The organism is Paraburkholderia sp. ZP32-5, from assembly GCF_021390495.1.
Lineage (GTDB): Bacteria > Pseudomonadota > Gammaproteobacteria > Burkholderiales > Burkholderiaceae > Paraburkholderia.
Window position 1 is genome coordinate 246568 of the sequence record NZ_JAJEJP010000001.1, and the last position, 24300, is coordinate 270867.

The window sequence follows — 24300 nt, forward strand, 5'->3', positions numbered from 1 at the left end:
CCATTGTGCCATGTGGGGCCGGGCGAATCCGCCGCGAGCGGGCGGCTGCGGCAGCACGGCTCGGCGAGAATGCCCGCGGCAACGACGAGCGTGCGGGAAACGGCGAGAACCACGGGCACCGCAACGGCAACCTCAAGAGTTGCTCGAAAGACTTCGCGGAAAACCCAGCCGGAAATCCCGCGTGTGCCGCCTCACAACTTTTCCGCGGCCCGAGGGTCCAAATCCGTCGGCGCGGCCTTCGAAGCGCGCGCACGCGAATTTCTGCAACGCCAGCGCCTACGTTTCATCGCGGCAAACGTCGCATGCCGGGGCGGCGAGATCGATCTCGTGATGCGCGACCGCGACGGCGCGTTGGTGTTCGTCGAAGTCCGCGCGCGGGCGAGGTGTCATTACGGCGGCGCGGCGGCCAGCATCGATTGGCACAAGAAACGGCGCATCGTGCGCGCGGCGCGGCATTATCTCGCGACACGCGCGGCAGCGAGCGGTAGTCCACGCGAGCAGCCCGCGTGCCGCTTCGATGTGATCGCCTTCGACGGCGGTCGGCTCGTGTGGCTGCGCGATGCGTTTCGCGCCGACGAAGTCTGATCGCTCGTGCGGTCGGCAAGCGTGAGTGCGATAAACTTGCGCTCGCATGTCGCCGTCGATGGTGCGCGAAGAGCAGCATCCGTGGCATCTATGGCGCGGGCCGCGTGAGCCACGCCACCAGCGAGACGCGGCAACGACGCAGAAACAAAGCAGGAACGAAGCAACAAGCAGCATGTTTCACGATGTCTTTCGCCGTCGCGCGCCGCGTTCCGTGCGCGGCTCCTCGGCGGGACGCAGCCTGACGATATGACTTCACAACACGGCCGCGCAGTGCGGCCCATTCGCGGTAGAAGATAGAGACTCGATGTCAGTCGAACGCATCCAACAACACTTCCGCGACAGCGCGGCAGTCAAACTCGAAGCCCTCGAAACCCTTTCGATGCCGATCGCCGCGGCGATCGACACGATGTTCGCCGCGCTTGCCAACGGCAATCGCATTCTCGCGTGCGGCAATGGCGGCTCGGCCGCCGACGCGCAGCATTTCGCCGCCGAGCTGATCGGCCGCTTCGAGCGCGAGCGGCCCGGCTTGCCGGCCATCGCGCTGAGCACCGATACGTCCGTGCTCACCGCCATCGCCAACGATTACTCGTTCGAACAGATTTACGCGAAGCAGGTCTGGGCGCTCGGTCAGCCGGGCGACGTGCTGCTTGCCATCACCACGTCCGGCAATTCCGCGAACGTGCTTGCCGCGATCGAAGCCGCGCACGAGCGCGAAATGATCGTCGTCGCGCTGACCGGCAAGGGCGGCGGACGCGCGCAGCAAGTGCTGAGCGATACCGACATCCATGTGTGCGTGCCGTCCGATCGCACCGCGCGCATCCAGGAAGTGCACCTGCTGACCATCCACTGCCTGTGCGACGGCATCGATGCCATGTTGCTCGGCGAAGACTGAGATTGATTTCGAAGGAGAGCTAGTTGATGAGCGCATTCCGCGTCAAGAAGACACTGGTGAGAACCGTGCTGGTAGTGGGATTCGCGGCGGGGCTGTCGGCCACGCTGCAGGGTTGCTTTCTCGCTGTCGGCGCTGCGGCGGGAGGCGGCGCGCTGATGGCGACCGACCGTCGCACGCTCGGCGCGCAGACCGAAGATCGCGAAATCCAGGTGAAGGCGCTGTCGCAGATCAGCCAGAATCTGCCGGACTCCGCGCACGTCAACGTCGCGGTGTTCAACCGGCGCGTGCTGCTGACCGGCGAGGTCGCGGGCGATGCGTCGAAGCAGCGCGCCGAGACCATCGTGCGCGGTCTGAACAACGTGAATACGATCGTCAACGAACTGGCGATCATGCCGGCGAGTTCGTTCTCGTCGCGCACCAACGATACCTATCTCGAGACGCGCGTGAAGACCGCGCTGATCGCCGAGAAGGACATTTCGGCGAACAACTTCAAGGTGGTGGCCGAGCGGGGCAACGTGTATCTGATGGGCCTCGTCACGATGGACGAAGGCAATCGCGGCGCCGATGTCGCGAGCCGGGTGCCGGGCGTGGTCCAGGTCGTGAAGTTATTCCAGTACATCCAGCCGCAGGAAGCCGCGGCTGCGGCCGCCGCGGCGGCTACCGCGCCCGCGGCGGCGTCGCAGCCGGAGGCGAGCGAGCCGACGGTCGATGCGATCCCCGATTCGTCGGTGAGCGCGCGGCCGCTTGAACAGCAGGCGCCGGCGCCGGTGAGCAACTCGACGTCGGTTCGTCCGGGTAATCCAAAGGCGGTGCCGTGACGCGCGCGGTGGTTCGGGCTGCGGCCCGGTCCGCGCGTCTGCGTAGGGCTCGCGTCAGCGTCGTGTTCGCGCTCGTGCTCGGCGGCGCGCTGATGGGCGTGGGCGCATCAGCCGCCTACGCGGCCGACGCGCCGCGCGGCCAGCAGGTCGCCAATGCGAATGCATGCATGGGATGCCATGCGGTCGACCGCAAACTCGTCGGCCCGTCGTTCCAGCAGATCGCCGCGAAATACAAAGGCGATCGCGACGCGTCGGCGAAACTCGCGCGCAAGGTGAAGGACGGCGGCTCCGGCGTGTGGGGCATGATTCCAATGCCGGCCCATCAATCGATGAGCGATGCGGACATCCACGCGGTGGTCGATTGGGTACTCGCCGGCGCGCCGTCCAAATGAGGTTTTCCCGAGGCCAGGCGCTTGGCAAAAGGGAAAATGCCTGTGCTAGAATTGTCAGCACGTCGGGGGGGTAGCTCAGCTGGGAGAGCGTCGCGTTCGCAATGCGAAGGTCGGGAGTTCGATCCTCCTCCTCTCCACCACGAATATCGAAGGGTTACAGGTCATTCGCCTGTAACCCTTTTTGTTTTTGCGGCGCGTTTAACCGGATTTCGCGGTTCGCCAACACCCGGCCTCCCCCAACCCCCCTACACCCGCAACGCCGCCCGCAACCGCTCCGGCGACAGCGGCAAATCCCTGAACCGTTGCCCGGTCGCGTTCGCAATCGCATTCGCGAGCGCGGCCGGCATCGGCCCTTGCGATGCTTCGCCCACGCCGAGAAACGGCGCGCCCGGCTGATCGATCAGATCGACGTCGATGACCTTCGGCACCGACGAGAAGCGCAGGATCGGATACGCGCTCCAGTCGAAACTGGTGATCGTGTGTTCGTCGAACGTCGTGCTTTCGAATAGCGTCCAGCTGGCCGACTGGATGATGCCGCCTTCGACCTGATTGCGCACGCCGTCCGGGTTCACGATCTGTCCGCAATCGATCGCGCACGCGACGCGCTCTATCGTCACGTACCCGGTTTCGCGTTCGACCGACACCTCGATCGCGAGCGCGCAGTACGCCATCAGATTCTTGTACATCGCGAACGAGAAGCCGACCCCACGCATCGGCCCGCCAGTGCCGGCGCGCCCGCGATGCGGCCAGCCGAAGCGTTGCGCGGCACGCTGGATCACCGCGCGTGCGCGCGGATCGTCGAGATGCTTGAGCCGGAACTCGATCGGATCCGTATGCGCGGCGAGCGCCAGTTCGTCGATGAAGCTCTCGATCGAAAAGACGTTGTGATATGCGCCGAGCGAGCGCATCGCCGACACGCGAATCGGCATGTCCGGCAAAAAGTGATATTGCACAGAGAGGTTCGGCAAGCGATACAGCGGAATGCTGTTGCGGTCGCCATCGCCTTCCGGCATCGGGATCGGCTTCGGCGGCGCGGGCGTGAACGGCTTCGACAGAAACCATGTCGGCATGAAGCGCCCGGCATTCTCGATGCGGTTGTTATGCGTGTTGCTCCAGACCTCGAACTTCCAGTCGACAATCTGCCCGGTCGCATCCAGCGACGCGCTGATCTCGCTCGACATCGCCGGCCCGAACGGCTCCCACGTGTGTTCCTGCTCGCGCATCCATTGCACGCGCACCGGTCGGCCGGGCACCGCGCGCGCGATCAACGCGGCGTCGGCGGCGACGTCGTCGGCGCCATTGTGTCCATAGCAGCCGGAGCCTTCGACGTGAATGCAGTGCACGCGCTCAGGCGGCATCGACAGCATTTCGGCCAGCCCTTTGCGCATCGGAAAGACGCCTTGCGTGTGGGTCCACACCGTCATCTTGCCGTCGTTGAGCCACGCGACCGCGCATGACGGTCCGATCGAGCCATGCGTCAGATACGGCTTCGTGAAGCGCGCGCGCAGTGTCTGCGCGGCCGGAGCTGCCGCACCAGTCGTGTTTGCCACGGCGATTTCCTGCGCGGGCAATTTGCGCAGGGTGTCGTGAATCGTCGCCTGCGCGGGCAGCGGCGGTCCGCCCTGCCATTGCGCGGCATCCGCGAGTGCGCGCATCGCGCTGATCGCACGCCATTCGTCGTCGGCGACCACGGCGAGATAGTTGCCATCGTGTACGACGGCGATCACACCGGGCATCGCGCGTACCGGTGCGACGTCCACCGTCTTCAGCGTCGCCCCGTACGATGGTGGCCGCACGACGCGCGCGTGCACCATGCCGGGCAGTTTCAGGTCCTGCACATAGCGTGGCGCGCCCGTCACCTTGCCAGGAATATCCACGCGATGAAGCGACTGGCCGATCACCTTGAACGTATGCGGATCTTTCGTCGGCACGCCCGGCTGCGCATTGCGATGCAGATCGACGCCGCTGACCGCTTCGCCGAATGCAAGACGACGGCCGTCGCTCGCGACGACTTCGCCGTTTTGCGTCGTCAACGTCGCGACGTCGACATTCAGTTTCGCCGCGGCAGCTTCGAGCAGCAGCACGCGCACCTGAGCGGTCGCATTGGCGATCGCGGTGCCGCTATCGGCGGTCGAGTGGCTGCCCGCCGTATAGCCTTCGTTCGGCGTCGCTTCGGTGTCGGCGGTGACGAGCGTGATGCGTTCGGGTGTCACGCCGAGCTGTTCGGCGGCGATCTGCATGAACGCGGTGCGAATGCCGGTACCGAGTTCGGCCTTGCCGGTAAATACGGTGATGCGGCTTTTCTCGTCGATCCTGACCCACGCGTCGAGCAACGGCGAGGTTTTCAGGCTGCCGGGCAGATTCGGCGCGGCCGCGGTGAAGGTGCCGGCTTCGGTCGTGGTGGTCTGCGCGAGCGCGCGCGCCGCGGGCAGCAGCGTGAAGCCGACCATCACGCTGCCCGCCGCCAGGAAGCGGCGGCGGCTGGCACTGTCGGGCAGGGTGCGGGTATCGCTCATGAGTGTTGCCCCGCGTGTTGCTCAGCCTGTTGCCCCGCCTGACGGATCGCCGCAAGGATCCGCATATGCGTGCCGCAGCGGCACAGGTTCGGCTCCATGTGCGCGCGGATCTGTTCGTCGCTCGGCGACGGCACGCGATCGAGCAGCGCCTGCGCCCGCATCACCATGCCGGCGATGCAGTAGCCGCACTGCGCCGCCTGCTGGTCGATGAACGCCTGTTGCAGCCTGCCGGGCTTTTCCGTGCTGCCGAGTCCTTCGATCGTGCGCACCGCCCGCGTGCCGATCGCCGCGACCGGCAGCAGACACGAGAACACCGGCTGGTCGCCGACGATCACCGTGCACGCGCCGCATTGGCCCAGGCCGCAGCCATACTTGGCGCCGTGCAGGTCGAGCTGGTTGCGCAATGCGTAAAGCAGCGGCGTCGATGGATCGATATCGAGCTGATGCTGCACGCCATTCACGGTCAGCGTGATCATGGTTCGTGGTTCTCCTTGCGCAGCCGCGCGACGTTGGATTCATCGAGCGTCCACGCGGGTTGACTGCTGAAATGGGCGCGCAGGAACGCGGCGATATCGACGATCTGCGCGTCGGTGAACGTGCTGGCAAATGCCGGCATATACACGGCGCGGTTGCTGCGCTCAGTGGGAATGCCGTCGAGAATCATCCGCAGCGCGTTGCGTGGATCGTGTGCGTTGACGGCCGTGCCGAGCGCGAGCGAGGGCCGGCTGCCGAACGTCGTCATCGGCGCATGCGTTGCATGACATGACGCGCACGCGGCGGAGAACAGCACCGCGCCATTGCGGATGTGTTCGTCGTCGGCGGGGGCCGGGTTCGTTTGCGCGGTCTGCACGATAGGCGAGCCCGCGGCGGCTGATGACGTGCGCGGCTTTTGCAGCGACAGCAGATAGGCGGCCATCGCATCGACATCGGCATCGGATGCATCGGCGAGCGACTGCGTGACCGCGCGCATCGGCCCGGCCGCCGCGCCATGTTCAGTGGCGAAACCGCTGCGCAGATACGCGACGAGCTGATCGTGCGTCCACGGTTGCGGCGCGCTCATCAGCGTGGTCAACGCAGGCGCTTCCCAGCCTTCGATCACGTTGCCGCCGAATGCCTCGCCGCTCTTTTCCGCGCCGAACAGATTCATCGGCGTGTGGCACGCGGCGCAATGCGCGGGTCCGTCGATCAGATATTTGCCGCGCAATAACTGTGCGTCGGCCGACGCGGACTGTGATGAAGCCGACCCCTGCGTGGTGCCATCCGCTTCGACGCCCGGATGCAGGAACAGCAGATTCCATACCGCGACCAGCGGGCGGAAACCCAAGGGAAACATCAAGTGGTTGGCGGGGGCGCTCGCCTGCACCGCATCGCGCGACATCAGATACGCGTAGAGCGCGGCGATGTCGGCGTCCGTCATGTGCGTGAAGTGCGGATACGGAAACGCCGGATAGAGCAGATGGCCGTCGCGTGACTCGCCGCGCCGCATCGCGCGCGTGAAGTCGGCGAGTGTCCAGGCGCCGATGCCGGTCTGACGATCGGGCGTGATGTTGGTCGAGTAGATCGTGCCGAACGGCGTATCGAGCGGGCGTCCGCCGGCGAACGGCGCATCGGGTCTCGCCGTATGACAGACCGCGCAGTCGCCGATTGCGGCCAGATTCGCGCCGTGTTTGAGCAACGCGATCTGATCGGCCGAGGGCGCAGCCTGGCTGGCTGTCGTCGCGTTAGCAGTTGCGTTTGCCGCCGACGCGAAGCCCGGATGCACGAGCCAGTAAGACGTCAACGCGATGAGTACCGCGCATGTCCATAACGATGCCGCCAAGCCGATCCATCTGTTGCCCATCGCGTCTCCGTCGAAGCATCAAACAGGTCGCCATGTATAGCACACGAGAATGCAATCGTGCTTCGTGCAATGCCTGAATTGCGCCAGGGGTGACGCCGATGGCGTGAAGGTGGCGCGAAGATGGCGCGTGTCTGACGCGTAAGATAGGTGTAGGCAACGGAGGCTGGATGCGCGACGCGTTCGACATGAAGATCGCATCGATAGCGAACATCGCGCGCACCGCGCAGACCGCATTCACGACGCCAACCGATCGAGCCGGCGCCGCGAATACGCGATACCGAATTACTTCGGCGGCATCACTTGACCGCGGATCTCGCCGTTCGGGTTCGTCTTGGTATGCACGTTGATGTACATATTGCCGTCTTCGAATTCCTTCGCCTGGTCGGCGGTCAGCGTTGCCTGGCCAGTGATCGGGCTCGTGACCGGCTTGCCCTTCTCCGAAATCCAGACCGCGACGCCGGCGTTCTTGCCGGCAGCGGCCGGCGCGTGGAAGTGCGCCATCGTCGCGTCGCTCGACAGGCCGCTGAACGTGACGTTCCACGTCACGACCTTGGTCGCTGCGTCATAGGTCAGCGCGGCGCTGCCGCTGCCTTGCGTCTGCACCGGCGGGACCTGCTGCGCGCCGGTCAGCGGCACCGTGAACGAAACCGGTGCGGCCTGCGCGATGCCGAATACGCCCGCGCACGCAGCGCCGATCAAAGCCGTAAAAAGTGCTCGTCGTGTTGTCGAAATAGCCATTTGTTTTCTCCAGTGGGACAGGGCCGGGACGGCACGCGTTTCGCGCGTCCGTGCCACGGTTGCCGGGTTCTGAACGGTTTTCTCAGCTTGCTATCGCTTCACGCTACTCAGAGGCGAGAGGCCAGGCGAGTCAGCGTTTGCCGAGTATAGACGTTCGTTGTGCGACCAGCCGGCGATCCGCCGCGCGTCCCACCCAGGGCAGGCGCGCGGCGGGTTCGCCAGGACCGGTCGAGTGGGGATAACGGACGAGAACGGAAAAAATTCCCGCGCCGCGAATATCAGATTTTGCGCACGCCCGTGCAGGCAGGCAGCGTGAGCGTAATCAGACCACCAGATAGCGCTCGAGCCGCGCTCGCGTGAACTTGTGCGCGCAGCCTGAATCGACCGCTTCGCCGTGGTCGAGCACGAGGATCGAATCGGCAATCGAGAGCAGGAACTGCAGGTTTTGCTCGACGATCACAAACGCGGCACCCGTGCGTTTGCGTTCGTCGATGCTTGCGGCCATCAGATCGAGATTCTCCTGTGCGACGCCTTCCGTCGGTTCGTCGATCAACGTGATCGGCGACGCTTCCGCAAGCACGCGCACGAAAGAAAGGATCTTCTTCTCGCCGCCGCTCATCTTGCCCGCCGGTTGCGCGATGCGTTCGCGCAAGCGCGGAAAGCGCGTGAACGCTGCGTCGAAAGTCTTCAGATCGCGGCTTTTGCGGCCAAGCGTCAGATTGTCCGCGACCGTCAGATCGTCGAACACGATCTGTTCCTGCGGTGCGTAACTGATCCCCAGATGGCGCCGCCGCGAGACCGGCACCCCGCCTAGCGGCACGACGGCGCCGGACGTGTTGCTGATCTCGATCGTGCCTTCATCCGGTTCGACGATACCCGCGAGCGTTCGCAGCAGCGTCGATTTGCCAACCCCGTTGCGGCCGACCACGCCGAGCACTTCGCCCGGCGTCACGCCGCCGCTGATGCCACGCAGGACCCGCGTACCCTGATAACCGGATACGAGACCGGAAAATCGCAGCGTCGACCAGATTGGTTGCGGATTCATTTGACACCTCCCGCATAAACCGCGCGAACGCGTGTCGACGCGCGGATCGCGGCGAATTCGCCTTCATCGAGCAACTGGCCTTGATGAAGCACATAGACATGCTCGGCCAGCGCCGCGACAGCGTTCATGTCGTGCTCGATCAGCAACGCGGTGGCGTCGAGTTCGCGCACGACCCAGCCGATCGCGTCGAACATGCGCTGCGTCTCTTGCGGCGACAGGCCGGCGCACGGCTCGTCGAGCAACATCAGGCGCGGCTCGGTCAGCGCGACCATGACGAATTCGAGTACCTGGCGGTCGCCCTGCGAGATGTTTCCCGCGCGTGTGTCATGTTGCGCGGCGAGAGCCGGAAAGCGCACGATCAACGCGTCGTACAGCGCCGAACGCCATCGCCATGCCTGCATGTCGAACAGCGTGCGCACGCGCAGGCGATGACTCCACAACGCGACGCAAAGATTCTCGCCAACCGTCAGATCGGCAAAGATCGACGGAATCTGGAACTTGCGGCTGATGCCGAGTTGCGCGATGCGCCACGTGGGCAATCGCGTAACGTCGACACCATCGACGAGGATGCGCCCCGAGTCCGCCGGAAGACTGCCGGTGAGCGTGTTGAATAACGACGATTTACCCGCGCCGTTCGGACCGATCACGCAGGCGATGCCCTTGCGATCGACGGTCAGCGCAAGCTCCTGCAGGATCCGCACCGGCCCGCGCGTGACGCGCACGGCGTCGAACCGCAGCGCGATGTGTTCTTCACTGGCGTGGCGGATCAGTGGCGGCGCGAGCAGCGCATCGGGTGGCGTCGAGTGGACGCCTGAATCGGCCGAGCCGTAAGCGCCGTGCGTACCGACCTGCATCGCAACAACACGCCGCCACGCAGCCTCAATCGCGCCCGACAATCCATCAGGCAGCCACCGAACCACGACGATAAAAACCAGCGCAACCGCAGCTTCCCAGAACGGATAGCGATCGCGCAACGCCGACGACAGAAAGCCGATCGCCACCGCGCCGAACAGCGCCCCCGCCGGACTTCGCCGCCCGCCCACCGCCGCCCACACGACGAACTGCGCCGACAGCATCACGCCGATCGACTGCGGCGTAACGATGCCTTCATGCGGCGCATAGAGCGCGCCGGCCAGCGCGGCGAGCCCGGCGCCGATCGCGAACGCGAGCGCCTTGAAGCGATAGCTCGCGAAGCCGAGGCTCTGCACGCGTATTTCGTTCTGCGCCAGCGCACGCCACAACGTACCGAGCGGTGTGCGCACGAGCCAGCCGAGCGCAACCGTCACGGCCAGCGTGACGCTCGCGATCACGTAGTAGAGGCTGCTGTAGCGATCGGTGCCGGGAAAATCGGGGATGCCGGTCAAGCCGTTGAAGCCGCCGGTGATGGCCGTTTCGCGCGTCGCCAGCAGTTCGAGCAGCATGCATATCGCGAGTGTGATCAGCGCGAAATACGGGCCGCTGTCGCTGCGTCGTCTGAACACCAGAATGCCGATACACCAGGCGATCAGCGCCGGCACGACGATCGCGAGCGGCCATAGCGCGAGCCACGCCGGCGCGCCGCCATCGGTTGCTCGCAGCACGAGCGCCGAGCCGTAGGCGCCGAGTCCGAAAAACGCGGCCTGCCCGAGATTGAGCAGGCCGGCGCGTCCCCAGCACAGGGCCACGCCCTGGGTGGCCATACCGAGCAGCAGATACAGGCCGAGCTGATACGAGAAGTAATCGCCGAACAGGCGTGGTACGGCGCAAATCATTGCCACCACGAGCGCGAACACGAGCGCATGGCGAGCCCATATGGCGCGCGTGGGCTGAATCAGGGAGTCGCCGCTATCGGCGCGTAACGATGCCATCGGGTCGCATCCACAGGAATAAGATCGAGAGAAGCAGCACGGCCGCGTAACCGGCGGTTTGATCGAGCACCGACGCCACGCCGCTTTGCGCGCCGCCGATGATCGCCGTGCCCGCCAGCAGTCCGCCGATCGTGCCGATGCCGCCGACGACGAGCACGAAGAAGCCCTTCAGCAGGTAATCGAGGCCCATGTACGGCGAGATCGTCACGAGCGGCGCGAGCATCGCACCGGCGATCCCCGCGCTGACCACACCCGCGATGAAGGTCAGCGTGGCCACCCGTTGCGTGTCGATGCCGATCGCGCGCGCGAGGTCCGGGTTGCCGATGCTCGCCCGCAGGCACGCGCCGACCTGACTGCGCGTGAACCCGATGCCGATCGCGAGCAGCGACGCGGCGGTTACCAGCATCAGTACGAGGCGCCAGGCCGGATAGGCGACGCCCGCGAACGTCACCGCGTGGCTGAGCGGCACCGCGACGTTCTGGTAGCCGGCGCCGAAGCTGGCGCGGACCGCCTCGCGCAGCAGAATCGATACGCCCCATGTCGCGAGCAGCGTATCGAACGGACGCCGATATAGCGGCCTGACCAGCACCCGTTCGACGATCCAGCCGGTCGCCGCGCACACGACGATCGCGAGCGGCACGCCGGCGAGCGGCGACAGTCCCCAGCGCTGCGCGAGCACGACGCTGTACGCGCCCAGCATCACGAATTCGCCGTGCGCCATGTTCATCACGCCGAGCAGTCCGAAGACGATCGCGAGCCCGAGTGCCAGCATCGCCAGCACGGTGAGCTGATAGCCGAGGTTGAGTCCGAAGGTGAGAGTTGCGGCCATCATCGGCTCCGCTTACACACGACAGTTTTGCTGCGCGCCGATCTGCGGGAACGTCTCGGCGATTTCGAAGCCGTGTTGGCCGACCCGCGCGAGATAGATGTTCTCGACCGTGTGACGCGCGTTCATCTGGATCAGTCCGCGTGGGCCCATATAGCGCGCGCCTTCCGAGGCGTGATCGAACGCCGGCACCGAAATCTGCCCGGCGCGCTGCGCGATCGCGTTGATCATCAGGAACCCGTCATAAAGCGATTCCGCGAGCGAATTGAGTTGCGCGGACGGATCCGGATAGCTCGCGGTATAGCGGCTCGCGAACGCGCGAGCGGCAGGCGTATCGAGCGAAGCGAAATAGCCCGCCGACGAATACAGATTGGCCGCGTTGTCGACGCCGATACCGGCCAGCGTGTTTTCCTCGATCAGCGTGCCGACGCGAATCGCGTCTTTCGCGAGTCCGAAGCTCGCAAAGGCGCGGTTGAACGCGACCGATGCGCCGCCCACCAGCGTGACGAGCACGCCCTGCGCGCCGCTCGACTTGATGCGCGCGAGACTCGTATCGAAGTTGTCGACCGAGAACGGCAGATACTCTTCTCCGACCACGGTGCCGCCCGAATTCGCGATGTACTTTTTGGCGACCGCATTGGTGCTGCGCGGCCACACATAGTCGTTGCCGATCAAGTACCAGCGCTTGATGTTCTGATGCGCGGCAAACCACGGCAGTACCGGCGCCAGCTGTTGCTGCGGCGTTTCGCCGGTCACGTAGGTGCCCGGCGAGCATTCGCCGCCTTCGTAGCTGGCGGTATAGAAGTACGGGATCTGGCCGTGAAACAGGCTGGTCAGCGCGCCGCGCACCGCGCTGTCGTGCATGCCGACGAAGAGTTCAGCGCCTTCGCCCTTCCACAGCTTCAGCGCGGTCTGGCGCGCTGCATCGGGGCCCGCGCCCGCGTCGCCGAACAGCAACTGGATCGGGCGGCCGAGTATGCCGCCCGACTTGTTCAGATCGGCGGCCGCCAGCTCGCTGCAATTGCGGCTCGACGGACCGAACAGCGCGGCCGGCCCGCTTTGCGGAATCATCACGGCTACCTTCAGCGGCGCGGCGGCGCGCGCGCCCATCGACACCGTCGTACCCACAGCGCAGATGCCCGCCGTTTGCGCCAGCGCGACCCATGCGGCTTGCGACGCGCCACGCTTCAGAAACTCTCGACGTTTCATACAACGTACCTTGTAATTGTTCGATAAATGGATTGGCTTAAAGACGACGATCGGACCGGGTCATGGCCTCGGTATCGGGCCGAGCACTCTTTCGACCGCTCGTGCGACCGCGAGCAGATGCCGGTCGCAGTCGGCGGGGCCATCGAGTTCGAGGCCCACCGGCAGGCCATCGCGTGTCAGACCGGCCGGCAGCGTGACGCCCGGTATGCCCGCGTTGCTGCCAGGATCCGTGTTCTGGATGTAGGCGGCGAACACCGGCACGGAGACCCCATCGACGAGCACCGCATCGTTGGCGATCGGGCAAGCAGGCAGCGGTGCCGTCGGGAACACCAGCGCGTCGATGCCGTGATCCATGAATGCGCGCCGGTACGCAGCCTGCAATGTGATGCGCGCGTCGAGCGCGCCGCGATAGACCGCGTCGGACACCGGGTCGTCCATCGCCAGGCGGGCGATGTCGGCGACATCCGGGCTGCCGATGCCGGCCGCGATGTCGCGCAGCGTAAGCGTGCTGCCGCCCGCGGCCAGATAGGCGGGCAGGTCTCGCACGAATTCGTACAGCACGACGGGAAAGCCGATCGCGTCATTCAACGTATCGAGACCTTCGATATACACGTCGACGAGTTCGATGCCGGCGCGCGCGAGTGTGTCGAGCGAGCCTTCGATCACCTCGCGCACGGCCGGGTCGAGCCTGGCGAAGCCCTGCTCGCGCAATACGCCCAAACGCAGCGAACGGGGATGTAGTTCGGGTGGCGGCCCTTCGTTCGCGATATCGGCCAGCACCGCATCGAGCAACGCGAGGTCGTCGATCGTGCGAGCGATCGGACCCGCGGTATCGCGTGTATGCGAGATCGGCGCGATGCCTGCTTGCGGATAGCGGCCGACGGTGGGGCGCAGCCCCGCCACCCCGCACAGTGCGGCCGGCAAGCGCACCGAGCCGCCGGTGTCGGTGCCGAGCGCGGCGGGCACCAGCCGCGCGGCGACTGCCGCGCCGCTGCCGCCGCTGCTGCCGCCAGGAATCCTTGCGGGATTCCACGGATTACGGCACGGACCGAATACGCCATTGTTGGTCGTGATGCCGAGCGCGAGTTCATGCATCGAGGTCTTGCCCGCGAACAGCGCGCCGGCTTCGAACAGACGTTGCGCGACGTGCGCGTGAGCGCCCGGCACATGTGCGCGCATTGCATGCGTGCCCGCCGTCGTCGGCAGTCCCGCGACGTCGATATTGTCTTTCAGTGCAACAGGGATGCCGGCCAGCGGCCCGGCGCCGGGGCGCCGGTCGTATGCGCGCGCGGCGATACGCAGCGCTTCATCGTTGGACGTGATGAAGCAGTTCAGCGCGCGCTGCGCGTTTCGCGCGTGCAACAACGCTTCGACGTATTCGGTGCACGAGAAGTGCTTGTGCGTTAGACCGCGCCGCACGTCGAGAAGGGAGAGGTCAAGCAGATCGGAAGTCATGGAATGGCAAGTTCTCTGCAAGTAGTTCGAGGCGCTGTGTCGTCAGGTCACGGCTGCATGGAAGCCGCCTAGAACCTGTGGAGAATCCCAACAGTGGTGCCGAACTGGCTCTGACCGTTGGCCGTTGTCGTGTAGGGGTTCAAACCGAAGTTCGCGCCATTGCGGTTATTCACGTAGCCGACGTTGGCGTAGAGCGTCGTGCGCTTCGACAGCAGATAGCCGGCGGAGGCAACGTAGCCCATGGTCGATGCGGACGAGCCGCCCTGGTCATAGCGGTAGACCTGGCCGGTCAGCTTCAGGAACGGCGACACGTCGTAGCCGAGTCCGACGAAATAGGTGTTGCCGCGCGGCGTCAGTTGCAACGAACCGGAGATGTTCTCGTAGCCGGCATAGATCGTCAGGCGATCGAATGCGTAGCGCGCGGCGAGCGCGGCGCGCGTATCGAGTTCGCCCGATGCCGAAGCGGCCGCACCCGGCTCGTGCGAGCCGTTGGTCTGCGCCCATGTCGCGCTGCCCGCGAAGCCGCCTTGCGTGTATTTAAGCGAGACTTCCATCACGCGTCCGGAACGCGAGTCGCCGGCGATCTGATCGCCGAAGCCGTACAGTGCTTCGGCCGTAAAGCCGCCGAGAATCGGCGAACGGTATTTCACCGAGTTATTCACCCACACGTTCGACAACGGAATGAAGTAATCGGAAAAGAGCGAGTAGTTGGAGAAGAACGTCGGGTCGTAAATGATCGTGTTATCGAACAGCACGCTGAATTGACGGCCCGCGGTCAAGGTGCCGAGGTTGTCGTTGGCAATACCGACATAGGCGGCGCGCGCGAACATGTCGCCCGGAATCAGCGCGGAGCCATCGTTCGAATTGATCCCTTGTTCAAGGCGGAATAGCGCGCGATAGCCGCCGCCCAGATCTTCGGTGCCGGTGAGGCCGAATAGCGAAGGCTGGTATCCGGCCGATGCCATCGACCATTGATTGCCGCCATTGGCGCCAGCATGCGTGAGGAACTGTATGCCGGTGTCGATTTCACCGTATAACGTGACATTCGATTGAGCCGTGGCGAGCAGCGGCAGGGTGCACAGTATCGAAGCGGCGACGCGCGTAATTATCTTTATCTTCATCGTCAGTTAGGTTGGGACAGGAGATAGAACTCGCGATGCTTAACAGCCGCGATGTGCTGAATGCATCGTTATGTGACGCCAATATGGAGGGGCCAAATTGCGCGGTCTATCCTGACGATTGAGGAGGACGCAGCCGCGAGTGAGGAGGAACGCTAAAGATTGTCAGAGGGGAAAAGCGTAGCCGCGCGGGCGCGCGGCGATCAGAACGGCGGGCGCAGAGAAGCCGCGAGCTGGACGCGATTTTCCAGATCGAGCTTGCGAAATGCGTGTTTCAGATGCGTGCGTACCGTCGTGAACGAAATACCGAGTTGCCGCGCGATTTCTTTGTCGGGCAGGCCGCGCGCCGCCAGCATCGCGGTCTCCAGTTCGCGCGCGGTGAGACCGGCGCAATGCCAGATCTGTTGCAACGCCGGCGTGGCATCGATCTGCTCGCGACGGTGCGAGCGCCGCAGCGCGATACTGACTGCCGGGGTAATCATCTTCAGCAACTCGAGATCGTCGTCTTCGAAATCCGAACTAACGCGAGATCGCCAGATGCGAAAGTCGGCGGTGCTCGTGCCGTCGACCGGAATGTGAAGATTCAGGCCCCAGTACAAACCGTCGCGCCACAGAAAGTCGTTGAAGAACTCGGTACGTCTGAGCTTGTCCTGCGGAAGAATCTGCGTGACCCGAGTGGGCGCGAGGCGTTGCCTCAGTACATGCGTAATAGGATCGTGAAACTGGTAGTACTTTTCATAGTCGTGCAGATTGCGGTCGGTCATGTTGATCGACACGCGGCTCACAAAACGCGCATCCGTATCAGACCATTGATAGCTCGCAAAGAAATCCGCGCGCAGCAGCTTCAACAACAATTCTCCGAGCCGGCACCTGAGGGTCTCGCGGTCGAACGGTTCCGCAAGCGTCGCCATGATCTGCGGAAGAATGCGGCATTGATCGCTGCTTAGATACATGATTGAAACTCCCCCGTATCAGGTCACCGCCACCGGTGGCATCACCGTTTTCAATGGTCCTTCAATGGTCTTTATGGCACTGCGCTTGTTATGGCACTGCGTATCTGGTCTGTTGTCGTGCGGATCTTGGTCCGCTGCTGTCCTGCCTGAAATCCGGCGCGGCCCGGGTCTGCGCGGGCGCGCCGAAAACCGCATCGATTACGGGTAATAGTTGTAGGCGTTCTGCTGCGGTGTATCGACGGGGTTAAGCCGGGTGTACATCGAACCCCCTAGCGCCTTGATGACCGCGCATGCTGCATTGACGCCGGTCTGCACCGCGCCTTCGATCCAGCCGCCGGTAAACGAAAGCGAATCGCCAGCTAAATATACACCTGTGTCGGTTTGCGGAGTCAGGCATGCCAGGTATTGGAAAAACAGCGCCTGACTCAATCCGTCGTCACCGGGGAAATTGAGCTTAAAAGCGCCATAGTAATGAGCTTGCTCGTCCCAATCAATAATGACGCAGTTGCCGTTGTAATCGCCGTTGATCGGTACGACGTACTGGGCAAACTCGGGGTTGGTCAGCGCGACGTCGGCGACGAGTTCCTGCACGCGCGCCTGGTTGCTGCCCATGGCCATCTGTTTGATCGAGTCGTCTTCCCATGTATAGCTGAGTAGCACGACGCCGGGGTCCTGCGGATTGCCCGGTGTGTAGTCGAGACAATAGACGCCACGTACCAGCGTATCGGTCTGAATGTTCGCGGGCAGTCCCGGATTCGTCAGCCAGAACTTGTTCCTGGTGAGCACGAATACCTTCGACGAACTGGTCATGTGCACCTGATTGAGCGCGCTGTTCTGATTGGCGGATATCAGACCCGCGCTCTTCGACAGGCCCAGATCGATTTGCATTGCGCGGTTCGATGTCGCGATGACGACGCGGCTATATTGAGGCGCGGTGCCATTCGACAGCAGCAGCGTGACCGGCTTGCCGGGACCCGGCGAGGTCACGCCGACAACCTCGGTGTTGTAGCGGATTCGAGCCGAAATCGGCGCACCGTTGATGGTCTGATTCGAGAACGCAGTCGCGAGCGACTGAATGCCGCCGGGCACGAATTGCTGATCCGTTTCGAGTTCGTCGACGATCAGGCGCACGAGTTCGAGAAAGCCGATCGAGTAGAGCGGACCGAAGCCGCCCGAACCGAGCCCCAGCGCGCCGAACAGCTGGAAGTCGCCGGGCAGTTGCCACGGCGTGCCGCCGGGCGGATTCGCGCTCGTGAACATTTGCACGAGCCCGTTGTAGAACGACACGTTCTCGAACACGTCGATGTACTGCTGCCATGCGGCTTGAGCGGCGGCGAAGTTGCGTTGCTGCAGCAGCGTCGTGATGGCCACGGGCGCCATCAGCTTCGGGCCGTTCGGCACCTGGAAGCCTTGTGCCACGAAAGCATTCCAGCCCGCGTTGACGGTGTTGAAAATCGCCGGCGGGTTACCGCCTACAGGCCAGTCATAGGTTTTGCCCTGATAGCCGATATTCGTATCCACCTTGCCGGGGTCGGGGAAATTCGATGCATAAGGAATGTGGAATCGGTTCAGATAGGTGAAAAGACCGAATTCGCTAGGCGGAAACCGCATCGCGCCGAGTTCCGCATAGAAGTTGGCCGGCGCGCTCGCGAAGTTGGCGCTCCAGGTGCGCCCGCCCAGACGCCCCGTCGCTTCGTAAATCACGACGTTTCGCGCGCCCGCGCGCAGCAGTTCGTAGGCGGCGCTAAGTCCCGCGATGCCGGTGCCGATCACCGCAATCGGTGCGTTCTGTTGCGCCGCGGGGATGATACCGATGGCCTCCGTCGCACCCTGGATAAATGCGCCGTAGTCGAAAAGATTATCGATATATGAAAACGATTCGACAGCCTGCACACGCGATCTGAGATTTGGAATGAAAGCCATGAAGCTCTCCACAGGAAAAGAGGTGATTGGGATTCCCACGAAAGATCCGCCCGTCATGCAGGCTGAAGCGAGACTAGGTGGCCGAAAAGGCCGGCGCTATCCTCAAGATTGATGAAGACAGCAGCGGAGATACGTACAGTCGAGCCCGATTGCGGCTGAATGGAAGGTGTGAGGCGAGAAATTCTTTGGCGGTGTTTTTTTACCGGCGTTTACGGCCCGCTTTCATCGTGATGTCTCAATCCGAGTAGTAAATAAACTGATTCGAATCGCAACGCGATCTGCATATCCGAGCAGTCGCTCTATTCATCGGCAATAGCTTATGTAGCCCGAAGTACGCAATGCGATAAGATCGCGCTTTCTGCCGATCCGAAGCTTTCCGGCACCAGAAAATGCACTCGGCATAGATGGAAAAATAATTGAAATAATTCTCCGCCGTGCACAGCAAACGATGCGTCCGTTTGCGAATGGAGATGCTCAACCGTAGATCGACGCGCTCGCAAGAATACGGAAAACGCGAACAGTCCTCATGTACTCGATATTGCCCGCATTCGTCTCCGCGCTGTTTCTCGGCTTCGGCACTTACGTGCTGATTCGCGAGGGCATCACGCGCATCTCGGTTCCGTTTGCAGTGATGTGCGCGACGACGTTCGTCTGGCAGGGCACGTGGGCTTTTCTGTTCCAGACCACCAATCCGGACGTCGCGAATCTGCTCGTCAAGTTCGGTTATCTGTTCATCCTGTTTCTGCCCACCGCGCTGTATCACTTCTCAATAGAAGTGGTTTCTCGCCGCGGCGAGCGGCCGGTGCTGTTGATGTCCTACAGTTTGTGCGTGGTACTGGCGGTGCTGCTGATGAGCAGCAATGAAATCGTCGATGGCTTCAATACGTTTTTCTTCGGCGACTATCCGCGGGCCGGCCGGCTTCATCCGGTCCATGTCGTGCAGACCGTCGTGGTGGTCAGCCGCAGCGCGTGGCTGCTGTTCGATGCGCGGCGCCACACGAGTGCCGCGGGTGCTCGCAAGCTGCTCGGTTTGTGCCTCGTCGGCGTGGTCGTGTATTCGCTTGCCGCCGTGGATTACGCGGTCAATTACGCGGTTGCGTTCTATCCGCCGGGTTTTATCTTCATCACGACGAGTCTCGGCATTCTCGCCGTTTCGATCGTCCGCTATGGCCTGATGGGACCTTACCTCGTACTCGCGACGATGGCGCACGAGGTCGCGACGCCACTCGCGGCGATCGGTCTACACGCCGACGAACTGCGCTCCGCGCTGCCCGAACTGATCCGTGGCTACCGCCTGGCGGTGCAGCACCAGCTGTGCGAGGACACGCTGTACTCGGCGGAAGAGCCGGACCGGCTGCCGGCGCTTGCGTCCGCGATCCGCCGTCAGGTCAACAGCACGAGCGCGGTGATGGAAATGTCGCTCGCGTCGATGACGTTGCACCGGCTGGACAAGCGCAGCTTCGGCGCCCACTCGATGACGGCGTGCGTCGAATCCGCGTTCGAACGTTTTCCGTTCCGCCCCGGCGAGCGTGAGCTCGTTTCCGTCGCGCACATCGATCCGGATATCCAGTTTTCCGGTTCCGATTCGCTGCTGATCTTCGTGCTGTTCAACCTGCTGAAGAACTCGCTTCATGCGATTCATTCGGCCGGCAACGGCCACATCGAGATCGGTGCGCACCGCCGCGATGGTTTCTGCGTGCTGCGCTTCAGCGATACCGGTCCAGGCATTGCGCCCGACGTGCTGCCGCAGATCTTCGAGCCGTTCTATTCGACCAAGGCACACGGCCGCGGCTCGGGAATGGGGCTGAACTTCTGCCGCCGCGTGTGCGACGCGTTCGGCGGCTCTATTTCATGCGAGTCGGAGCCCGGCGTACATACGACCTTCACATTGCGTCTGCCGGAGCCCGGATCGGCGGCGGATCGCGGACGACACGATCTGCCGCCTCCGTCACGACGCTATCGCGTCGGATGAATCACACGCGTCAGGCCGCGGTTGCCAGCGTGCTCAGCTCATAGGCCATGAAGCGCTCGCCGACGTTGGCCGGCAAACGACGAATGCGCTTGTCCGAGCCGGCGAACACGACCTGCTGATACCCCATCGAAACCGGGCGCCCGTCCACATAGAAACGAAACACCAGGTACGCCGAGCACTGCCTCACTTCCAGCGTATTCAGATAGCAATCGACGCGCTGAAACGGAAAGGTTTCCTGCACGTACTCCTGATGCGCGCGCTTGGTGACGAACGCGCCGTTCAAACCGAGCAGGTTATTGTCGACACATTGATGAAACCAGCGTTCGCGACAAATCCCTTGCCATTCGAAGTACCTTGCGAAATAGGTATTCATAAAAGCATTCGAGTCTTTCAGGTAGATATCGATTACGTGGTGAAAGGTGTTGTCGGCTGGGACGGCCATTGCTTCGGGCGTCAACAGTGCGGTGCCATTGGAAAGGAGATGGGGAATTGCATCTCGGGTCGACATGAATAGAACTCCACGAAAGAATCGCTACGTGTGGTAGCGGCACATTCGCCTGCGCGGCGAATGGCTGATTCTCTCCGCCCCAATTTGGCGTTGCGCTGGAAGCAACGCCTGAAGCCGAACAACGGATTGCGCGCTGACATCAAAGGCGCATGGATATGCGCGAGAATTTTGCAAAGTTGCTCACATTCCGCATAACACTGGATAATCCGCGCAGGCAGCTTCTTTCACTCAAACGCGGTTTGTACAAATTCTTTTCCCGGGATCGGTATGAGTTTCTTTATCAGGCAACCGATGTTTCACCCTGTTTCCGTCGTCTTTCTCGACGATAGCGAGGACTTTCTGAATGGACTGCAGGGGCTTTTCCGCGACCGGGAGCTGAACCGCTTTTTTACCAGGCCACAGGTGGCGCTGGATTTCATGCTGTCGCGCGATCGCGGCGTGCCGCTGACACGAATCGCCGGCGCCGACTACTCGGAGGTCGAAAAGGGCGGCAGCAATGCGCTGGGCAGGGACGCGCTGAGCGACGACGCGCGCTTCGAAGAAGTCGCCGCCGTGGTGGTCGATTACGAAATGCCGGAAATCGACGGCATCCAGTTCCTGTCGTCGATCAACGATGCCGCGTGCACGAAGATCCTGCTGACCGGCGCGGCGGGCGACCGCGAGGCGGTGGAAGCCTTTAACGCTGGCCTGATCGACTTCTATATCCGCAAGGGCGACGCCGCCATGCCGCAAAAGCTGACCAATGCGCTGGCGGACGCGAAGAAAAATCATTGCAGCCTGCGCGGAGCGATCCCGGTTCACGACGTCGGCGCGAGCTATCGCGATACCCGCGTCGTCCGCCTGCTGGACGAACTGGCCGCGCGCGAAAGCTACGTCGAGTATTACTGGCGTCCGGAGCAGAACGCCGTGCTGATGTTCGATGCCGCAGGCGAGCCGGCCGTGCTCGTTGCGTGGGACGACAACGATTGGGCGTTCCAGTGCGACATGGTCGAGGATGCGGGCGGTCCGCAATGGCTGCACCAGGATATGGTGGAACGCCGGGCGATGCCGGTGTTCTGGCCGCATCAGGCCTATCACGCGGATCAAGCCGAGATCCGCACGGTCGAGCCGACGCCGGTGCCCGATTGGCCGGGCGCTTTTTACAGCCTGACGCGTCTCGACAGATCGGAACTCGAGCCTGGGCTGCTCAGCTTCGCGCAATGGCGGCAGATGAAGCGCGGCGAGTCGCGCTAGGAGATTTTCAACGAGGGCTTTAATGCAAAAACCGGCGTTGAGCCGGTTTTTGCATTTGGGTGCGACTTGCACATACGACTTGCGCGCGGCGGGATGCGCACATCGATCGGCGGTGCTTTGCGCCAGCGCCGCCCCGCACGGAACGCGCGGTGCGCTAGCGCAAAGGTTTCGTTTCAGAACTTGTCCCAGCCGTCATCGGCGCCGGCCGGCATGCCCGCGACGCTCATGGCGACAGATGCCACTGCCGGCACCGGCATGGGTGCGGTTGCCCGTGCCGTCCGCTGAGCAACCGGCGCGGCTGAGCTTTCGCGCTTCGCCATCGGCCGGCTGCCCGAAGCCGCTGACGCAACAGCAGCCGAAGCCCGAACCGGAGCCGCCGTCGCAAAGGAAGCCGGCGCCGCCCTTTCATTCGCTACCCGAAAGAACGCGACCGTTTCGTTCAACTGCTGCCCCTGGTCCTCCATCGAGCGCGACGCGGCCGCCGCCTGTTCCACCAGCGCCGCGTTTTGCTGCGTGACGTTGTCCATCTGCGTGATCGCGAGATTCACCTGCTCGATGCCGCGGCTTTGTTCGGTCGATGCCGCGGCGATCTCGGCCATGATGTCGGTCACGCGCGCAACGGCAGTGGTCACTTCGCTCATTGTCTCGCCGGCCTCACCGGCGAGCGTCGAGCCGTCGCGGATCCGCTCCACCGAAGTCGCGATCAGATCCTTGATCTCCTTGGCCGCGCTCGACGAGCGTTGCGCGAGGCTGCGCACTTCGCTCGCGACCACCGCGAAACCGCGGCCCTGTTCGCCCGCGCGCGCGGCTTCGACGGCCGCGTTCAGCGCGAGGATGTTGGTCTGGAATGCGATGCCTTCGATGATGCCGGTGATGTCCGCGATCTTCGTCGAGTTGTCGCTGATCTCCTGCATCGTGCTGACCACCTGGCCGACCACCGTGCTACCTTTCTGCGCCACCGACGACGCGTTCGCCGCGAGCGTGCTGCCTTGCTGCGCGTTCTCCGCGTTCTGCCTGACTGTCGACGTCAACTGCTCCATGCTCGACGCGGTTTCCTGCAGCGACGCGGCCTGCTGCTCGGTGCGCTGGCTCAGATCCATATTGCCCGCGGCGATCTCGCGCGCGGCGCCCGCGATGCTCGCGCTGCTGTCGCGTACCCGCGCGACGATCGCGGTGAGCCGCTCGTTCATGTCGCGTAACGCATGGAGCAGCTTGCCGGTTTCGTCCTGGCCGCCCGCGTCGATGCGGGTGCGCAGATCACCCTCCGACACCGTGCGCGCGACACCGATCGCAAAGTTCAACGGCCCGGTTATCGCGCGCGCGATCAGCCAGCACGCCGCGATCGCCAGCGCCACCGCGGCGACGCTGATCGCGATCAGCAGATTGCGCTGGTTCTGATAGTGCGTGGCCTGAACGCCGATCATCTCTTCCTGACGGGTGCGCATGTAGGCGGCGTACGCATCGGTTGCGCGGACCAGCGCGGCGAGCAGCGGGCGGCAGTTGTCGTCGATTTCGACGGTCGCCTGGTCGCGCTTGCCGTCGAGCGCGAGACCGACGATATGCGTTGCCACCGGGCCATACAAAGCCTCGACGCGATTGATCTCGGCGACGAGGCTGCGCGCCTGTTCCGACGTCTCGCTCTTGTCCGCGACCATGTCGTTGAGCTGCTTCAGATAGCGCCGCACGTCGTCGTCCGCGCGCGTCACATCGGACTTTTCCAGCTCGATGTCCTGCGGTTTGGTGACGAGCACGAGATTGCGCGCGGCGATCGCGCGCCGGTCGATCGCGGTTCGCACCTGTTCGACCATGTCCGCGCGTGCTCTGGCGCCGTGCACGAAGTCGGAAAAATGATCGGTCGAATTGCTTAGAGCTTGCAACGAAAACGCCGATACGCCGACGACGATCAGCGAAAGCACGCCAAAGCCAGCAATTAACTTGCCTTTGATGGTGAGTCGATTGAGGGGCATTTTATTTTCTCCAATAACGAAACGTAAAACGGTTCGCAATGGACTCTCAGGTCCGGTCGATGGGAGCACGTCGTCGTCGAGCCAGCCGTGCCTACCGGCGGACTCCTTTTTTTGCCCTTCGATGCATGGCTAGCGCCAGACACGAAAGGTGTATCCCAACTACTGGTTATCGGATTTAACACTGCCGGACTTAAGCAAAATATGTCATCACGATGAAAGCTTGCATGTGATGCAGGGGGAAAATCGAAAATGTCACCGGTTGATATTTTTATTTATGCTTATCAGGAAAATATTTCCTTTCGCATAACGACGAACCCGTCGTTGCTGGCCATATTTTTCTTCATTACGCATAAATGCGGCAGTTGAGGTAGTCTTAGCGAACCCGCGACGTCCCACATTCCGCGCTCTCATGGATATCCCTGGGGCGCGAATTTCCCGTAGTCAGTTTTCTGCGTATGCGATC

Annotated in this window: 20 protein-coding genes and 1 tRNA gene; 7 read left to right on the plus strand and 14 right to left on the minus strand. The window is 63.3% G+C overall.

Features of this window, described 5'->3' with window-relative positions:
• Positions 1–183: 183 nt before the first annotated feature.
• The 5 genes from L0U82_RS01040 (at position 184) to L0U82_RS01060 (ending at position 2827) form a co-directional block, all read left to right on the plus strand.
• Positions 184–585: a YraN family protein gene (locus tag L0U82_RS01040; protein ID WP_233827893.1), complete on the plus strand. Its 402-nt coding sequence runs from the start codon at positions 184–186 to the stop codon at positions 583–585.
• A 304-nt stretch (positions 586–889) separates the two neighbouring features.
• On the plus strand, positions 890–1477 hold the full coding sequence (locus tag L0U82_RS01045; protein WP_184068788.1) for a phosphoheptose isomerase: 588 nt from the start codon (positions 890–892) through the stop codon (positions 1475–1477).
• A 26-nt stretch (positions 1478–1503) separates the two neighbouring features.
• Positions 1504–2295, plus strand: coding sequence for a BON domain-containing protein (locus L0U82_RS01050; RefSeq protein ID WP_233827895.1), 792 nt, complete (start codon positions 1504–1506; stop codon positions 2293–2295).
• A 92-nt stretch (positions 2296–2387) separates the two neighbouring features.
• Entirely contained in the window at positions 2388–2687 is a 300-nt protein-coding gene (locus L0U82_RS01055) for a c-type cytochrome (RefSeq protein WP_233833069.1), read from the plus strand.
• 64 nt (positions 2688–2751) lie between these two features.
• Positions 2752–2827 (plus strand) — tRNA-Ala (locus tag L0U82_RS01060).
• A gap of 105 nt (positions 2828–2932) precedes the next feature.
• Here the strand turns inward: L0U82_RS01060 and L0U82_RS01065 are convergent.
• From L0U82_RS01065 to L0U82_RS01120, 12 genes are all read right to left on the minus strand, one after another.
• Entirely contained in the window at positions 2933–5203 is a 2271-nt protein-coding gene (locus L0U82_RS01065) for a xanthine dehydrogenase family protein molybdopterin-binding subunit (RefSeq protein WP_233827897.1), read from the minus strand.
• On the minus strand, positions 5200–5679 hold the full coding sequence (locus tag L0U82_RS01070) for a (2Fe-2S)-binding protein (protein WP_233827899.1): 480 nt from the start codon (positions 5677–5679) through the stop codon (positions 5200–5202). The genes L0U82_RS01065 and L0U82_RS01070 overlap by 4 nt, the downstream gene beginning before the upstream one ends.
• The gene (locus L0U82_RS01075; protein ID WP_233827901.1) at positions 5676–7043 is read right to left on the minus strand and encodes a cytochrome c; all 1368 of its coding nucleotides are present in this window, start codon (positions 7041–7043) and stop codon (positions 5676–5678) included. The genes L0U82_RS01070 and L0U82_RS01075 overlap by 4 nt, the downstream gene beginning before the upstream one ends.
• Positions 7044–7325: 282 nt before the next feature.
• Positions 7326–7781 carry a CHRD domain-containing protein gene (locus L0U82_RS01080; protein WP_233827904.1) on the minus strand — a complete coding sequence of 152 codons (456 nt, stop codon included), beginning with the start codon at positions 7779–7781 and terminating at the stop codon, positions 7326–7328.
• 322 nt (positions 7782–8103) lie between these two features.
• Positions 8104–8826: an ABC transporter ATP-binding protein gene (locus L0U82_RS01085; protein ID WP_233827906.1), complete on the minus strand. Its 723-nt coding sequence runs from the start codon at positions 8824–8826 to the stop codon at positions 8104–8106.
• Positions 8823–10673 (minus strand): branched-chain amino acid ABC transporter ATP-binding protein/permease, encoded by a 1851-nt coding sequence (locus L0U82_RS01090; protein ID WP_233827908.1) that lies wholly within the window; start codon positions 10671–10673, stop codon positions 8823–8825. The genes L0U82_RS01085 and L0U82_RS01090 overlap by 4 nt, the downstream gene beginning before the upstream one ends.
• Positions 10651–11502: a branched-chain amino acid ABC transporter permease gene (locus L0U82_RS01095; RefSeq protein ID WP_233827910.1), complete on the minus strand. Its 852-nt coding sequence runs from the start codon at positions 11500–11502 to the stop codon at positions 10651–10653. Before L0U82_RS01095 ends, L0U82_RS01090 begins: the two co-directional genes overlap by 23 nt.
• Before the next feature lie 12 nt (positions 11503–11514).
• Positions 11515–12708, minus strand: a complete 1194-nt coding sequence (locus tag L0U82_RS01100; RefSeq protein WP_233827912.1) for a substrate-binding domain-containing protein — start codon at positions 12706–12708, stop codon at positions 11515–11517.
• A gap of 60 nt (positions 12709–12768) precedes the next feature.
• Positions 12769–14163 carry an indoleacetamide hydrolase gene (gene iaaH, locus L0U82_RS01105; RefSeq protein WP_233827914.1) on the minus strand — a complete coding sequence of 465 codons (1395 nt, stop codon included), beginning with the start codon at positions 14161–14163 and terminating at the stop codon, positions 12769–12771.
• 68 nt (positions 14164–14231) lie between these two features.
• Entirely contained in the window at positions 14232–15284 is a 1053-nt protein-coding gene (locus tag L0U82_RS01110; protein ID WP_233827916.1) for a porin, read from the minus strand.
• Between the two features lie 200 nt (positions 15285–15484).
• A complete protein-coding gene (locus L0U82_RS01115) occupies positions 15485–16234 on the minus strand; it encodes a helix-turn-helix transcriptional regulator (RefSeq protein WP_233827918.1) in 750 nt (249 codons plus the stop codon).
• A gap of 198 nt (positions 16235–16432) precedes the next feature.
• Positions 16433–18157, minus strand: coding sequence for an NAD(P)/FAD-dependent oxidoreductase (locus L0U82_RS01120; RefSeq protein WP_233827920.1), 1725 nt, complete (start codon positions 18155–18157; stop codon positions 16433–16435).
• A 526-nt stretch (positions 18158–18683) separates the two neighbouring features.
• On the opposite strand from L0U82_RS01120, the gene L0U82_RS01125 reads away from it, so the two are divergent.
• Entirely contained in the window at positions 18684–20129 is a 1446-nt protein-coding gene (locus tag L0U82_RS01125) for a sensor histidine kinase (protein WP_233827921.1), read from the plus strand.
• Positions 20130–20139: 10 nt separating this feature from the next.
• Here L0U82_RS01125 and L0U82_RS01130 read toward each other — a convergent pair whose 3' ends face one another.
• Positions 20140–20637 carry an acyl-CoA thioesterase gene (locus L0U82_RS01130; protein WP_233827922.1) on the minus strand — a complete coding sequence of 166 codons (498 nt, stop codon included), beginning with the start codon at positions 20635–20637 and terminating at the stop codon, positions 20140–20142.
• A 291-nt stretch (positions 20638–20928) separates the two neighbouring features.
• On the opposite strand from L0U82_RS01130, the gene L0U82_RS01135 reads away from it, so the two are divergent.
• Positions 20929–21870 carry a response regulator gene (locus tag L0U82_RS01135; RefSeq protein WP_233827923.1) on the plus strand — a complete coding sequence of 314 codons (942 nt, stop codon included), beginning with the start codon at positions 20929–20931 and terminating at the stop codon, positions 21868–21870.
• Between the two features lie 173 nt (positions 21871–22043).
• On the opposite strand, the gene L0U82_RS01140 is transcribed toward L0U82_RS01135, so the two are convergent.
• A complete protein-coding gene (locus tag L0U82_RS01140) occupies positions 22044–23837 on the minus strand; it encodes a methyl-accepting chemotaxis protein (protein ID WP_233827924.1) in 1794 nt (597 codons plus the stop codon).
• Positions 23838–24300: the final 463 nt, after the last annotated feature.